Below are 13,838 nucleotides of genomic sequence, written 5' to 3' on the forward strand. Positions count from 1 at the left end.
GGGTGATTTTTGCAGTCTACCGCAGCAAAGGTATCGGATTTAAGGTGTGTCCATGGTTTCACTCACCCACTTTCGGAGGCACACCATGAAAAACATCATCGGTATCTACACCAGCCCAAAAGCGCATTGGGTGGGCGACGGTTTCCCGGTTCGTACGCTGTTTTCCTATGACAGCCTGGGCAAACACATCAGCCCGTTCCTGCTGCTCGATCACGCCGGCCCCGCTGAATTCACCCCGACCACCCAGCGCCGTGGCGTGGGTCAGCACCCTCATCGCGGCTTCGAAACCGTGACCATCGTCTACAAGGGCGAACTGGAACACCGTGACTCCACCGGTAGCGGCGGCAAGATCGGTCCTGGCGACGTGCAGTGGATGACCGCAGCTTCGGGGATTCTGCATGAGGAGTTCCATTCCGAAGATTTCGCCCGCAGTGGCGGCACTCTGGAAATGGTCCAGTTGTGGGTCAACCTGCCCGCCCGGGACAAGATGGCTGACGCGGGCTACCAGACCATCCTCGATGGCGATATCCCGAACCTGTCACTCAAAGACAAGGCCGGCAGCCTGAGGCTGATCGCCGGCGAGTTCGACGGTCACAAAGGACCGGCGCGAACCTTCACTCCGATCGACGTCTGGGATATTCGCTTGAACGCTGGCAAGGCGCTGACGCTGGACCTGCACGAAGGCCGTAACACAGCGTTGGTGGTATTGCGCGGCACGGTTCAGGTCAATGGTCTGGAACTGGTTCGCGAAGGGCAGTTGGCCTTGTTCGAGCGCAACGGTGATCAGTTGGTGCTGGAAGCCAATAACGATGCGGTGGTGCTGTTGCTCAGCGGCGAGCCTATCGAGGAGCCCATCGTCGGCCACGGTCCGTTCGTGATGAACACCGAGCAGGAAATTCATCAGGCTTTCGCCGACTTCCAATCAGGTCAATTCGGTCAGATGCACGGCTGATACAGAACTCCGCTCTACACAGGATACGTAGGCCGGTTCACAGGCCAGGGATGGCTGTTGCCAAAAATAAAGAGGAAACGCTCATGAGCACTACCAATGCGGCCAACTTCAACGGCCTGAAACCGACCATCGACCCCAACGACAGCGCGCTGTTGTTGATCGACCACCAGAGCGGGTTGTTCCAGATCGTCAAGGATATGGACGTCCCGCAACTGCGCGCCAACGCCATCGCCCTGGCCAAAGCCGCGACCTTATTGAAGATGCCGGTGATCACTACTGCCTCGGTGCCCCAAGGGCCGAACGGGCCGTTGATCCCGGAAATTCACCAAGAGGCGCCGCACGCTCAATATGTAGCCCGCAAAGGCGAAATCAACGCCTGGGACAACCCTGAATTTCACGCGGCAGTGAAAGCCACCGGCAAGAAAACCCTGGTGATCGCCGGCACGCTGACCAGCGTCTGCCTGGCCTTTCCGTCGATTGCCGCCGTGCACGAAGGCTACAAGGTGTTCGCGGTGGTCGATGCCTCGGGCAACCACTCCAAACTTGCCACTGATCTGACAATTGCCCGTTTGTCTCAGGCCGGGGTGGTACCCATCGACATCATGGCTACGCTTTCCGAGCTGCAAGGTTCGTGGAACCGCCCGGACGCCGAGCAGTGGGCCGCTGTCTACGCCCAGGCCATGCCGCATTATCAATTGCTGATCGAGAGCTACCTCAAGGCCCAGCAAGTGGCGAACGAACACGAAGTGCTGGATTCCCAGCGCTGATCGAGTACCCCCACGCCGACTTCCACTCGGCATCGATAAGAAGCGAGGACTACTGCAATGACTACCTCTTACAAGCGTCTGGACAAAAACAACGCCGCCGTTCTGTTGGTCGATCATCAGACTGGCCTGCTGTCACTGGTTCGCGATATCGAACCGGACCGATTCAAGAATAACGTGCTGGCCCTGGCTGATCTGGCCAAGTACTTCAAACTGCCGACCATCCTCACCACCAGTTTCGAGACCGGTCCCAACGGCCCTCTGGTGCCGGAGCTCAAAGCGCTGTTCCCTGAGGCGCCGTACATTGCCCGCCCGGGGCAGATCAATGCCTGGGACAACGAAGACTTCGTCAAGGCGATCAAAGCCACCGGCAAGAAGCAACTGATCATCGCCGGTGTGGTGACCGAGGTTTGTGTGGCATTCCCGGCACTCTCGGCACTGGCTGAAGGTTTTGAAGTGTTCGTGGTCACCGATGCTTCCGGCACCTTCAATGAGCTCACCCGGCAGTCGGCCTGGGATCGCATGTCGGCGTCCGGTGCGCAGCTGATGACCTGGTTCGGCCTGGCCTGCGAGCTGCACCGCGACTGGCGCAACGACATCGAAGGGCTGGGGACCTTGTTCTCCAACCACATCCCTGACTACCGCAACCTGATGACCAGCTACAACACGCTGACCAACGGTAAGTAATCTCACCGCATCATCAATGGCGAACACCAATCGCCCTCGTAGGAGCTGCCGCAGGCTGCGATCTTTTGATCTCCGGTTAAAGGGATGATCGCCAAAAGATCGCAGGCTTCGCCTGCTCCTACAATGTGTGGCATCTTCGCGCTATTCGCTTGCTGGAGTTGCTTGATGCCGACACTTCTCACCGATCACCCGCTGCTCTGCGCCCTGGCCCTGATCCTGCTCGACATCCTGCTGTGGCGGCTGATTTCGGCCAGTAGCAGCAACTGGAAACTGGCGGTGCGGCTGGTGATTTTCTCGTTGTTCAGTGTGCTGCTGTTCAATGAAGGCATGAACCCGATGGAAGCGGCGCCGTGGCCTGAGAATGTGCCATTGCACCTGGCTGCGACCGGCCTGCAGATTGGTTGGTGGCTGTTCGGCGCGCGGACCCTGACGGTGCTGCTAGGCACCCTGATGATGCAGCGCGTCGGGCACACAGGGCGGTTATTGCAGGATTTGCTCGGGGCGGTGATTTTCCTGATCGCGATTATTGCGGCAATGGCCTATGTGCTCGATTTGCCGGTCAAGGGCGTGCTGGCGACTTCCGGGGCGGTGGCGATCATTGTCGGTCTGGCGTTGCAAAGTACCCTCAGCGACGTGTTCTCCGGCATCGTCCTGAACACCACCAAACCCTATCAAATCGATGACTGGATCTCCATTGATGGGACCGAAGGCCGAGTGACGGATATCGACTGGCGGGCGACGCGCTTGCAAACGACCCAAGGCAGCATGGCAGTGATCCCCAACTCCCTGGCGGCAAAAGCCAAGATCATCAACTTCAGCCGGCCTCGCGACATATTTGGTCTGTCCGTCAGCCTGCAAGTCAGCCCTCATGCCCGGCCGCAAACCGTCATTGATGCGCTGGAGCGCGCCATGCAGGGTTGTCGGCCATTGCTCGTTAAACCTGCGCCGAATGTCGCGCTGAAAAGCTCCAGCAGCAGTGGGGTGGAATACGAAATCAGCGGGTTCGTATCGTCCATGGCTCAGAAGCGTGAGGTGCGCAATCAGTTGTTTGATCTGGCGTATCGGCACTTGAAGGCGTCGGGTGTGAGCCTGTTGTCGACCGTGGAAAGCGTGACGCCGGCCAACTACTCACGGCCTAGGGCGCTGCTGGAGAGCTCGAGTATTTTCTCGACCTTGCGTCAGGAAGAGAAAGATACCTTCAGCCAGAACATGACCCTGAAAACCTTCCGCGCCGGGGAGATGATCCTGGCCGCCGGCGAGGTCAGCGATCATTTATTCATTATCGAATCCGGCGTGGTTTCGGTGGCCCTGAGCCGTGCCGGCACCAAGTTCGAAGCTGGCCGCATGGGACCGGGAGAGGTGATCGGCGAGGCGGGGATCCTCTCCGACCAGGCCGTGATCGCCGATTTCTCGGCCAAGACTTTTTGCACCTTGTACCGCATCGAGAATGAGTACTTGAAACCTTGCCTGGATGCTCGCCGCGATATCGGTGATGCAATGAAAAATCTGCTGGATTTCCGCCTGCACACCGCACAAACCCTGATTCAGGAAGTGCCAAAAGTGGTGGAGAAAAGAAAGGGCTTTTTGCAGTGGTTGCGGAGTAGGGCTTAAAGCCTCGGCGTTCTTAAGAAAAAGATCGCAGCCTGCGGCAGCTCAGGTATTGCGTACACCTGATAATTTGCGGGTGCACGGAGTCGGCGTAGGAGTTGCCGCAGGTTCGGGCCGCGTTCGGACGATCTTTTGGGGGCACCGAATGGGCAGTGGATGATCACCGCCGATTGGCATCCTCAACTTCCCAACAATTGGCTATTTGTGCAAGCCACAGGCGGGACTAACGTAGCGGCACCCACGTGTTATGGAGCACACCATGCAACCTCGTATCGATTTCTACACAGCTTCGCCGGATGCCTTCAAAGCCATGTTGGCGCTGGAAAATGCAGTATCGAAACTGCCGCTGGAAAAAAACCTGATCGAACTGGTCAAGCTGCGCGCTTCGCAGATCAACGCCTGCGCATTCTGCGTCGACTTGCACACCGCAGATGCTCGCAAGGGTGGTGAAACCGAACGGCGTCTTTATGCGGTTTCGGTCTGGCGTGAAACGCCGTTTTTCACCCCGCGTGAACGTGCCGCACTGGCCTGGACCGAAGCCCTGACCCGACTCTCGGAAACCCACGCGCCGGATGAAGATTACGCGCTGCTGAGCGCTGAATTCAGTGCCAGCGAAATGGTCGACCTGACCATGGCGATTTCCACTATCAATAGCTGGAACCGTCTGGCGGTGGGCTTTCGCAAGTTCCCGCAGGAATAAACCTGAGCCTCAATGAGCATCGGCAGACGGTGCGGCCGGTGGTTTGACCTTGCGCATCAGCGGCACCATTGCAGTGGCGATGATGAAGCAGAGCATGATCATCAAAAACGCGTCGCCATAGGTCTGGGTCTGGGCTTCCCGGTAGGTCAGCAGCCATAGCTGATGCAGGCTGGCGGTGACGCCCTGGTCGCCGGTCTGACCGAGGGCGGCGAAGTTGCTGCCCACTTGCGTCAGCCACTGATTCAAGGCTTCGTTGCTGCTGTTGAGATGCTCGGCCAGTCGGGTGAAGTGCAGGTTAGTTCGGTCATTGAGAATGGTCGCGCAGGCGGCAATGCCAATGGCGCCGCCCAGATTGCGCATCAGGTTGAATAGCCCCGAAGCATGCTTGAGACGCGCCGGGGCCAGCCCACCAAGCGTCAAGGTCACGGCTGGCGGCACCGCCAATTGCTGGGCAATGCCGCGCAAGGCTTGCGGCAGCATCAATTCCCTGGCCCCCCAATCGTGGGTGATCGGGCTGAAATCCCACATCGACAAGGCAAACAGCCCAAGGCCGGTCATCATGATCCAGCGCAGGTCGACGCGGTTGGCCAGAAAGGCATACAGCGGAATCGCCAGAATCTGGAACACCCCGGTGGAGAACACCGCCAGGCCAATGTCCAGCGCGCTATAGCCGCGCACCCGTCCCAGAAACAGCGGCGTCAGGTAAATGGTCGCGAACAGGCCAATGCCAGTGACGAACGAAAAGAAACAGCCCAAGGCAAAATTGCGGTCTTTCAAGGCACGCAGATCGACGATCGGGTTGGCCACGTGCAAGCTGCGACCGATAAAGGCCAGACCGGCCAGACCGCAGATCCAGGCGGTGGTGAGGATGGTGCTGTCGCTGAACCAGTTCCAGCGTGGGCCTTCTTCGAGGGTGTACTCCAGGCAACCGAGAAACAGCGCCATGAAGACCATGCTCAGGTAGTCGGCGCCCTTGAGCAGCGACAGTTCCGGCTCGTCGATTTTCACCAGCATCGGTACCGCCACCGCGACGAAAATGCCCGGTACCAGGTTGATGTAAAACAGCCAGTGCCAGGATGAAATGTCGGTGATCCAGCCGCCGATCACCGGGCCTAGAGTCGGTGCCAACGAAGCCACGGCGCCGATGGTCGCCGCAGCGATCACCCGTTGTTTACCGGTGAAGAAAAAGAACGCGGTGGTGAACACCAGCGGGATCATTGAACCGCCGAGAAACCCTTGCAGCGCGCGGAAGGCAATCATGCTCTGGATGTTCCAGGCCGCTCCGCACAGCAGGCTGGCCAGGGTGAAGCCGACCGCCGAGACGCAGAACAGCCAGCGCGTGGAAAATACCCGCGAAAGCCAACCCGAGAGCGGAATGACGATGATCTCGGCGATCAGGTAACTGGTCTGCACCCACGCGGTTTCGTCGGTGCCGGCCGAAAGTCCGCCGCCGATGTCGCGCAGCGAAGCCGAGACGATCTGGATATCCAGCAGCGCAATGAACATGCCGATGCACATCGTGGCGAAGGCGAACACTTTGGTCGCGGTCGCCATGGACGAGGCATCGAAGGGCTTGGCCGGTGCGGCGAGGGCGCGATTCATGGTGCGCTGGCCTGGGCGACGGTAGCCGAAGGTTCTTTACGCTCGGCTTTGGTGTCGACCGAGGCGCTCACCGAGAGACCCGGCCGCAGTTGGCCCAACACCGCGTCAGCCGGATCGAGGACGATGCGCACCGGCACTCGCTGGACGATTTTGGTGAAGTTGCCGGTGGCGTTTTCCGGCGGCAACACGCTGAACTGCGCGCCGGTTGCCGGCGCCAGACTGTCCAGATGCCCGTGGAATTCGCGCCCGGGCAGTACGTCGGCGTGGATGCTGACCCGCTGGCCAGGCACCATCAGCCTGAGCTGATCTTCCTTGAAATTGGCGTCGACCCACAGGCCGCTGGCTGGCACCACCGACAGCAGTTGAGAGCCGGCAACGGCATAGGCGCCCACCCGCGCCCGGCGGTTGCCGATCACTCCATCTACGGGGGCGCGCAACTCGGTGTAACCGAGGTTCAATCGAGCGATATCCCGATCGGCCTGGGCTTGCATCAATGCCGCTCTGGCCTGCTGTTTCTGGGTGGCGATCACGTTCAATTGGCGCTGGGTGGCGAGCAATTCGGCCTGCGCCCGAGCGCTGAGGGCCTGAGCGGTTTTGAAGGTGGCGTCGGCCCGCTGTGCGCTTTCCACCGACACCGCAGAGCTGCCGACCAGGCGTTTGTAACGTGCATTGTCGTCCCGCGAGCGCGACATCTCTGCACCCGTCGCGTCGATCCCGGCCCGGGCCTGACCAATCACCGCGTGTTGCAGTTGCTCGGTGGCATCAAGGTTGGCCAACAAGGCTTCCTCTGCAGCCACCGCACCCTCGGCTTTGGCCAGGCTGGCGCGATAATCCCGTGAGTCGAGCCGAATCAGCACGTCACCGGCATGCACCTGTTGGTTGTCCGTCACCAGCACTTCTTCAATATAACCGGCGACTTTCGGGCCTATTACCGTGACATCGCCGCCGATGTAGGCATCGTCGGTGTCTTCGATAAAGCGCCCGCTGGTCCACCAATGCAGGCCATAGAGACCGATCAACACCAGCGCGGCAACCGCCAGAGTCATCAGCATCAGGCGCTTGAGCAGGGCTGGCCTGGGCGGGTTCAGTGCGGCAGCGACGCCTGGCTCTTCAACTGCAGTCATGCTGGTCATGGCAGGGTACCTGTCGGATCAGATAAATATTACGAATATAATATGATATATGTAATATTTCGCTGCAAGTGAATTTTCCTGCCAGTCGTCAGGTGTATTTGATGGAGCTTTACTTGAAATACGCCTTGGGCGTGGTGCCGGTCATGCTTTTGAAAAACGCAATGAACACGCTGTCGCTGGCAAAACCCAGTTCGAAGGCGCTGTAGGCAATGCTGCGGCCGGTGGCGAGCAGCTCGATGGCACGCATCAGCCGCCATTGTTGGCGCCATTGCTGATAGCCCATGCCGGTTTCACGTTGAAAAATCCGCCCGATGGTTTTGCTGCTGGCGCCGACCCGGGTTACCAGGACCTGCAACTCTGGCGGCAGTTGTTCGGGCGAGGCGAGTAGCGCAGCCAGGCGTTTGTCTCGCGGTAATGGCAGCAACATGGGTTGTTGCGCGGCGTCGCACATCTCAATCACGCACAGCCTTAAAAGATGCGCGTATTTCCCTTGGCTCCAGTCGGTGTTGAATTCGTCCATGGCCATCGGTTCCAGTACTGCCCGTAGCAGCGGACTGACCTCGATTACCGCGACCTGTTTTGGCAGTTCGCTGGACAGCTGCGGTGTCAGGTAAATCGAGCGGTAATCGACGCTCTGGTGCATCACCGCACGGTGCGCGACACGTGGCGGAATCCATGCCGCGCGGGACGGTGGCAACAGGCATAGCTGGTCGGCCAGGGTGATACGCGTGCAGCCCTGGCGCGTGTACAGCAATTGACCGCGTTGATGCTGATGCAACCCGGAGTCATGGTCGCCAAGGGTGGCGGCAATACCGATTACCGGAGCTGCGTAGCTATCCGGGTCAAACCGCGCGTGGGCGTCGAGCCATGCCATAGGTTGTCCGATTTAAGGTGTAAATTGGCTTGATTTGGATAATACGCCAGTCACTGTTCTTTAAAATCGCCGCCAGTCTTTTCCTCTGAGTAGTGCCGTGATGAATTCAAACAAACTGCTGGTCTTGGCAGTCGCTTTGCTGATGTTTCCACAAATGGCACAAACCCTTTATAGCCCGGCGCTTGCTGATATCGGTCGGGCGTTTGTCGTCGGTCCGCAACTGGCTGCGCAAACGCTGTCGGTGTATTTTCTGGCGTTCGCCTTGGGCGTTGTGGTGTGGGGGCGGGTCTGTGACCGTATCGGTCGGCGGCCTTCAATGTTGTGCGGTTTGGTGATGTATGCCGCAGCGACGGTCTTGGCGCTGAGTGTCAGTAACTTCAGCGGTCTATTACTGGCCCAGGCGCTGGCGGCTTTTGGCGCGGCGGTCGGTTCTGTGGTCACCCAGACTGTGCTGCGCGATCGTTACCGGGGGATGGAGCTGGCCAAGGTGTTTTCAGTAATGGGCATCGCTCTGGCGGCGAGCCCGGCCATTGGATTGTTCATTGGGGCGAGCCTGGTCGATGTCTTTGGTTATAGCGGCGTTCTGGCCTGCTTGCTTATTCTCGCGCTGACACTGCTGGGCTGGTGCGCCGTGGCCCTGCCGGAAACCCGGGCGCAAACGGTGAGCACGCCCTCGCTTGTCGGCACCTTGTGGCTGATGCTGCGGGACGCAGCGCTCTGGCGCTCGGCCGTATTGGTCGCATTGTTCAACGTTGCACTGTTCAGCTACTACAGCCTCGGACCCTTCGTTTTCCAGCGTTTGGGGCTTGGGCCGGAGCTGTTTGGCTACAGCGGGGTGGTGCTGGCGCTGGGTTCCGGTCTGGGTGCCTGGCTAAACAAATATCTATTGAAGCGAGGTCTCAATAGCGAGCAGCTTGTGACGCTGGCGGCGACCATAGCGCTGATCGGTGGAGTTGCGGTGTTAGCGTTACAAGGCAGCGCCTGGTTCGTTGCGCCGATGCTGCTGGTGGTGCTGGCGTTCGGCATGGCCATCCCGAATATCCTTGGCTCGGCGCTGGCGAACTATGGCGATCGCTTGGGCACAGCCGGCGCGTTGTTCGGTTTGATGTATTACCTGATGATCGGTGGCGGCTTGATGCTCGCCGCCTGGAGCCAGGCGTTGGGCTGGACCCTGGTGGTGTGCGGTGGCCTGGCGGTGTTGCTGACGATGTCTGATGGATGGAGGTCCAGCCAGACAACTTGCGTCGAGGCGAGGCGGCACTGATGTGGGGACTCCCAACAGCCATGGTCGCTCGACCTCAATCCTCGAGTTGTTCAGCAGAGACCACCAACACACTGCAAGGCATCTTGTAGAGCAGGTGCTCCGCCGTACTGCCGATAAGTTTATCCAGGCCATGTGGGCTCACTTTGCCCATGACGATGACATCGACGTTCTGCGCATTGGCATAACTGGCCAGGACTTTGGCTGGGTTGCCCATGACCATGTGGCGCTGTCCGGCCAGTATGCCGTTGCGCTCGGCCAGCGCGTTGAAGGCCTCATCCTGAATGTCATACATGGCCTTGGCCATGCTCGAGGAGAAGAAGGACGAACCTTTGGAAAAGCCGAACTCCGACGAGGTGATCGATGACAGGTCATAGGCGTACAGCACCTCGACTTCGGCGTTGCATCGCATCGCCAGTTTCACCGCTTCGCTGATGATCCGGTCATTGAAGCCCTGGTTCTGGTCATGGTGATGGAGGGGGTCCACCGCGGCGACGATCTTGCGCGGCAGGGTGTGATGGGTATTGCTTACGAAATGCAGCGGTACAGAGCACTGGCGCATCAGGTGCACGTCGAGGGGCGTGAACATGATCCGCTTCAACAGCGATTCGTGCTCCAACGCCTTGATCAGCATGTCCATGGGCTGTTCTTTGAGGTGTATCAGGATTTCTTCCAGTGGACGTTCGACCCATACCGCCTCGGTGGTCACATCAACGCCGATTTTGCGCATCGGCCTGGCCTGTTCCTCAAGCCACTGGCGGTGCCGCTCGACGTAGCCTAGACGCATTTGCTCGAGCGCTTGCTCATTGACCAGGCCTGCTGTCGCCAGACCCTCGAGATAGTCAAACGCCACAATGTGCAGCGCCGCACCTTCGGCCTTGGCGAGCGCGGCGGCCCTGTCGAAGGCCGCGCCGGGCTGCATCAATGGCGAAGCCACCAGCATGAAGCGTTTTTGTCTGGACATGACAAACCTCCCGAACGGTAAAGACAGCGGTCCTTTCGGGCCGCGGCTGGACGTCAAGTGGTGAAACCATTATCTGATCATGCCGCCAGTACGGGCAAACGGGTTGATTTCCATCAACGTCAACAGGGGCATCCGACGTGTGGTCGCACTAACGTTCAAGGCGTCAGTACGATCGCCCCATTAACCTGTCCTTGTCGCAGGCAGGTGAGGGCAGCATTGGCATCTTTCAAAACAAAACGGGTGACATTGGGGCGAACGGGGGCGTGACGAATTTCGGTGCGGCGTCCAGAGGCTATGTCCCGGGCCGCAATCGCTGAAGGCATCATTCCGGTCGTCGTCATGGCGCGAATGCTCGCGGAACCGGGGAACATAGGCTTCGATGCATCAGTCAAACGCTATGTGGACATGTATGGGGCCGGCATCGGGGGCATACCACCTGGAGGAGGTATTGAATGACTTATCATTCCTCTCAACACACTACCTTGCGTGACAGGACGGCTGCCGGCCAAAGCCTGGTGGAGCCGCTGCTCAAATACGCTCAAAGACCCGATGTGATTGTCCTGGCCTTGCCTCGCGGCGGCGTTCCGGTCGCCTATGAAGTCGCCACCGCTCTGGAGGTTCGCCTGGACCTGATGCTGGTCCGTAAGCTCGGCGTGCCGTCCCACCAGGAATTCGCCATGGGCGCCATAGCCAGTGGCGGCATACAAATAGTGAATGAGGATGCGCTACGGGCTAATCACATTGATCAACGCACCCTCGAAGCCGTGGTCGCACGGGAAGGCCAAGAGTTGCTGCGTCGCGAGCGCGCCTATCGGGCAACGCGTGCGCCCATGAAATTGCAAGATCAGGTGGTGATTCTGGTCGATGATGGGCTGGCCACGGGCGCTTCGATGATGGCAGCGGTACACGCCGTGCGCCTGCAAAAACCGTCACGCATTGTCGTCGCGGTACCGGTGGCGCCGCTTGAGACCGCAGAGGCGCTGCGCAGCGAAGTGGATGAACTGGTTTGTCCGCTCGCCCCCGAGTGGCTGATGTCGATCGGCAGTTGGTACGTGGACTTTTCCCAGACCTCGGACGAAGAGGTGATTGATCTATTGCAACGCGCCTGGGGACGCGAATCGAAGCCGGGACAGGGAACGCCTTGAGGCACATCCAATGCTAAAGCCACAGCGTCGCAAGCTGGAACTGGCGGACGTCGAGTTAGCCGCTGATTTGCGTTTGCCTGCAGCCGCAGACGGATTGGTGGTGTTCGTCCATGGCAGCGGCAGCAGTCGTTCGAGCCCACGTAACCAGCGGGTTGCACAGTCACTGGCCGAGCGAGGCCTGGGCACGCTGCTGTTTGATCTACTGACAGAGCCAGAACAACATATGGACTACCTGACCGGGGAGTTGCGCTTTGATATCGGGCTGCTCTCCAGGCGGCTGGTGGGTGTGATCGACTGGATAGGGCGCAGAACTGAATTGCAATCGTTGCGCATCGGGCTGTTCGGCGCGAGCACCGGTGCCGCAGCGGCGTTGTTGGCAGCGGCGCTACGTCCCGACGTGGTGCACGCGGTGGTCAGCCGAGGAGGGCGGACCGATTTGGCCGGGACAGCGTTGGCCTTGGTGAAGGCACCCACCTTACAAATCGTCGGCGATCAGGACCCGACGGTGCTCGGCCTGAACCGCCAAAGCGCCCAGACCCTGCAGTGTGAACAACGGCTGGATGTCATAACCGGTGCCACCCATCTTTTTGAAGAACCAGGAACCCTCGAGGAAGTCGCCAGACTGGCTGGCGACTGGTTCGAGGTGTATCTGCACAAAAGATCGTCCGAACGCGACCTGTAGGAGCTGAGCTTGCTCGCGATGGCGATCTCAAGGACGCTATCGCCGGCAAGCCGTGCTCCTACAGGTATTGGGTACACCTGATAATTTGCGGGTGCACAGCGTTGGCGGAGCTTCACACACCAAACGGAAAGGTTTCGTCTTCCGATTCCTGCTCCTGGCTTTTTGGCAGGTGCAGTGCCGTCACCGGTTGCGTCTGTTCAATCCAGACCATGGCGTCGAATTGTTCGGCCAGCACCGCTTGGAAATAGTGGCTGCTGAGCTCGCTTTCAGGTCGATAAATCACACCGATGGCCCGCTCCAGCAGCGTCTCGGACAGGGCCTCGCGCAACGCTTCTCGCTGTGGATCGCGCCAGTCGGTCAATGACGCGGCGATGCCCGCCTCAAGGAACTGATGCTCCCAACTGTCCGCACGAGATGGCCGGATGTCCTTGATGTGCATGTCGCCATCCCAGTCATCGGCTGCCGCCACCTGGCCACGGTCGGTGCTCATGCCGATCAGCACGACGTCGCGCCCATAGGCGCTACGGCACAGCTGACCGATATTGAACTGACCCTTCCAGCCCATTTCCGTGGCGGCGGCATTGCCGATATGGGAGTTGTGGGCCCACACCACCGCCCTGGATTGAGGGCCTCGATGCTCAAGCAGCGCACGCAAGGTGTCGAACATATGCGTGTCACGCAGGTTCCAGGAGGTGATCGAGCCTCGATAAATGGCTCGGTAGTATTGTTCCGCAGCCCGAACGACCTGGGCGTTTTGCGTAGCATTGAAGAACGCTTCGTCGTCCTGGATAAGCCCTGCCAGTTGTTCGGCCAATATGGCATTGAGCTGCTCGACCACCGCTTCCTCGCAGGGCATGACACCGCCGCGTTCAACAAAATGCCCGTATAGCGCAGGATCATCCTGCCAGGGGGTCAGACAGCCATAGCGCTGTCGCGCTTCGTGCGCAAGCTGAGGGTCGCCCTGGTCCAGGTAGTTCAAGACCTCTCGAATGGAATTGTGCAAACTGTAAACGTCCAGCCCGCGAAACTCGACACGCAGCTCGGGCGCTTTCTGGTGGTTGTGCTGATGAAGCCAGTGGGCGAAAGCTCTTACATCGGTATTGCGCCACATCCAGGTCGGGAATCGGCTGAAGATATGACGTTTCCAGGCCGAAGGCGCCAGCCCGCGGACATACCGGTCAACGTGGCCCGCATCCGGCCAGTCTGCTTCGACGGCAACAATAGTGAACCCATGCTGCTCAATCAGCCGTTGAGTGATGGCCGCCCGGGTTCGGTAGAAGTCGCTGGTGCCATGGCTGGCCTCACCGATCATCACCACACGAGCATCGGCGTAACGGTCGAACATCTCGCCGAAGGCCTCGCAATTCAACGGTGGCAGCGCCTCAGCATACTGGCGTAACAAGGGGACAATGGAGGCCTGCGCACCGTTGGCATGGGCGCCGGAAAGTTTCTTCAAGAAGTTCATG

At 59.5% G+C, this 13,838-nt stretch carries 13 protein-coding genes; 8 read left to right on the plus strand and 5 right to left on the minus strand.

Annotation, left to right across the window (positions count from 1 at the left end):
• The first annotated feature begins 85 nt into the window (after nucleotides 1–85).
• From ACZYSM_RS14435 to ACZYSM_RS14455, 5 genes are all read left to right on the plus strand, one after another.
• Nucleotides 86–952, plus strand: a complete 867-nt coding sequence (locus ACZYSM_RS14435; protein ID WP_489072165.1) for a pirin family protein — start codon at nucleotides 86–88, stop codon at nucleotides 950–952.
• A gap of 83 nt (nucleotides 953–1,035) precedes the next feature.
• Nucleotides 1,036–1,719 (plus strand): isochorismatase family protein, encoded by a 684-nt coding sequence (locus ACZYSM_RS14440; protein WP_489072166.1) that lies wholly within the window; start codon nucleotides 1,036–1,038, stop codon nucleotides 1,717–1,719.
• 57 nt (nucleotides 1,720–1,776) lie between these two features.
• Nucleotides 1,777–2,403 carry an isochorismate family cysteine hydrolase YcaC gene (ycaC, locus tag ACZYSM_RS14445; RefSeq protein ID WP_489072167.1) on the plus strand — a complete coding sequence of 209 codons (627 nt, stop codon included), beginning with the start codon at nucleotides 1,777–1,779 and terminating at the stop codon, nucleotides 2,401–2,403.
• Between the two features lie 165 nt (nucleotides 2,404–2,568).
• The gene (locus ACZYSM_RS14450) at nucleotides 2,569–4,014 is read left to right on the plus strand and encodes a mechanosensitive ion channel domain-containing protein (protein ID WP_489072168.1); all 1,446 of its coding nucleotides are present in this window, start codon (nucleotides 2,569–2,571) and stop codon (nucleotides 4,012–4,014) included.
• A 256-nt stretch (nucleotides 4,015–4,270) separates the two neighbouring features.
• Entirely contained in the window at nucleotides 4,271–4,711 is a 441-nt protein-coding gene (locus ACZYSM_RS14455; RefSeq protein WP_489072169.1) for a carboxymuconolactone decarboxylase family protein, read from the plus strand.
• A gap of 9 nt (nucleotides 4,712–4,720) precedes the next feature.
• Here the strand turns inward: ACZYSM_RS14455 and ACZYSM_RS14460 are convergent, their stop codons facing one another.
• The 3 genes from ACZYSM_RS14460 to ACZYSM_RS14470 form a co-directional block, all read right to left on the minus strand.
• The gene (locus ACZYSM_RS14460) at nucleotides 4,721–6,313 is read right to left on the minus strand and encodes a DHA2 family efflux MFS transporter permease subunit (RefSeq protein WP_489072170.1); all 1,593 of its coding nucleotides are present in this window, start codon (nucleotides 6,311–6,313) and stop codon (nucleotides 4,721–4,723) included.
• Entirely contained in the window at nucleotides 6,310–7,446 is a 1,137-nt protein-coding gene (locus ACZYSM_RS14465; protein ID WP_489072171.1) for an HlyD family secretion protein, read from the minus strand. Before ACZYSM_RS14465 ends, ACZYSM_RS14460 begins: the two co-directional genes overlap by 4 nt.
• Nucleotides 7,447–7,555: 109 nt before the next feature.
• Nucleotides 7,556–8,320, minus strand: a complete 765-nt coding sequence (locus ACZYSM_RS14470) for an AraC family transcriptional regulator (RefSeq protein ID WP_489072172.1) — start codon at nucleotides 8,318–8,320, stop codon at nucleotides 7,556–7,558.
• 100 nt (nucleotides 8,321–8,420) lie between these two features.
• On the opposite strand from ACZYSM_RS14470, the gene ACZYSM_RS14475 reads away from it, so the two are divergent.
• Nucleotides 8,421–9,584 (plus strand): MFS transporter, encoded by a 1,164-nt coding sequence (locus tag ACZYSM_RS14475; protein WP_489072173.1) that lies wholly within the window; start codon nucleotides 8,421–8,423, stop codon nucleotides 9,582–9,584.
• Between the two features lie 34 nt (nucleotides 9,585–9,618).
• Here the strand turns inward: ACZYSM_RS14475 and ACZYSM_RS14480 are convergent, their stop codons facing one another.
• The gene (locus ACZYSM_RS14480) at nucleotides 9,619–10,545 is read right to left on the minus strand and encodes a universal stress protein (protein ID WP_489072174.1); all 927 of its coding nucleotides are present in this window, start codon (nucleotides 10,543–10,545) and stop codon (nucleotides 9,619–9,621) included.
• Nucleotides 10,546–10,997: 452 nt separating this feature from the next.
• Here ACZYSM_RS14480 and ACZYSM_RS14485 point away from each other — a divergent pair, with 452 nt between their 5' ends.
• On the plus strand, nucleotides 10,998–11,690 hold the full coding sequence (locus ACZYSM_RS14485) for a phosphoribosyltransferase (RefSeq protein WP_489072175.1): 693 nt from the start codon (nucleotides 10,998–11,000) through the stop codon (nucleotides 11,688–11,690).
• 10 nt (nucleotides 11,691–11,700) lie between these two features.
• A complete protein-coding gene (locus ACZYSM_RS14490) occupies nucleotides 11,701–12,372 on the plus strand; it encodes a dienelactone hydrolase family protein (RefSeq protein WP_489072176.1) in 672 nt (223 codons plus the stop codon).
• 112 nt (nucleotides 12,373–12,484) lie between these two features.
• Here the strand turns inward: ACZYSM_RS14490 and ACZYSM_RS14495 are convergent, their stop codons facing one another.
• Nucleotides 12,485–13,837 (minus strand): erythromycin esterase family protein, encoded by a 1,353-nt coding sequence (locus ACZYSM_RS14495; RefSeq protein ID WP_489072177.1) that lies wholly within the window; start codon nucleotides 13,835–13,837, stop codon nucleotides 12,485–12,487.
• Between the last annotated feature and the right edge of the window lies 1 nt (nucleotide 13,838).

The sequence above is a fragment of the Pseudomonas sp. F220 genome, assembly GCF_057813935.1.

Coding starts and splice junctions, on each gene's coding strand:
- ACZYSM_RS14435 (WP_489072165.1), top strand. CDS start 86: ATGAAAAACATCATCGGTATCTACACCAGCCCAAAAGCGCATTGGGTG.
- ACZYSM_RS14440 (WP_489072166.1), top strand. CDS start 1,036: ATGAGCACTACCAATGCGGCCAACTTCAACGGCCTGAAACCGACCATC.
- ycaC (WP_489072167.1), top strand. CDS start 1,777: ATGACTACCTCTTACAAGCGTCTGGACAAAAACAACGCCGCCGTTCTG.
- ACZYSM_RS14450 (WP_489072168.1), top strand. CDS start 2,569: ATGCCGACACTTCTCACCGATCACCCGCTGCTCTGCGCCCTGGCCCTG.
- ACZYSM_RS14455 (WP_489072169.1), top strand. CDS start 4,271: ATGCAACCTCGTATCGATTTCTACACAGCTTCGCCGGATGCCTTCAAA.
- ACZYSM_RS14460 (WP_489072170.1), bottom strand. CDS start 6,313: ATGAATCGCGCCCTCGCCGCACCGGCCAAGCCCTTCGATGCCTCGTCC.
- ACZYSM_RS14465 (WP_489072171.1), bottom strand. CDS start 7,446: ATGACCAGCATGACTGCAGTTGAAGAGCCAGGCGTCGCTGCCGCACTG.
- ACZYSM_RS14470 (WP_489072172.1), bottom strand. CDS start 8,320: ATGGCATGGCTCGACGCCCACGCGCGGTTTGACCCGGATAGCTACGCA.
- ACZYSM_RS14475 (WP_489072173.1), top strand. CDS start 8,421: ATGAATTCAAACAAACTGCTGGTCTTGGCAGTCGCTTTGCTGATGTTT.
- ACZYSM_RS14480 (WP_489072174.1), bottom strand. CDS start 10,545: ATGTCCAGACAAAAACGCTTCATGCTGGTGGCTTCGCCATTGATGCAG.
- ACZYSM_RS14485 (WP_489072175.1), top strand. CDS start 10,998: ATGACTTATCATTCCTCTCAACACACTACCTTGCGTGACAGGACGGCT.
- ACZYSM_RS14490 (WP_489072176.1), top strand. CDS start 11,701: ATGCTAAAGCCACAGCGTCGCAAGCTGGAACTGGCGGACGTCGAGTTA.
- ACZYSM_RS14495 (WP_489072177.1), bottom strand. CDS start 13,837: ATGAACTTCTTGAAGAAACTTTCCGGCGCCCATGCCAACGGTGCGCAG.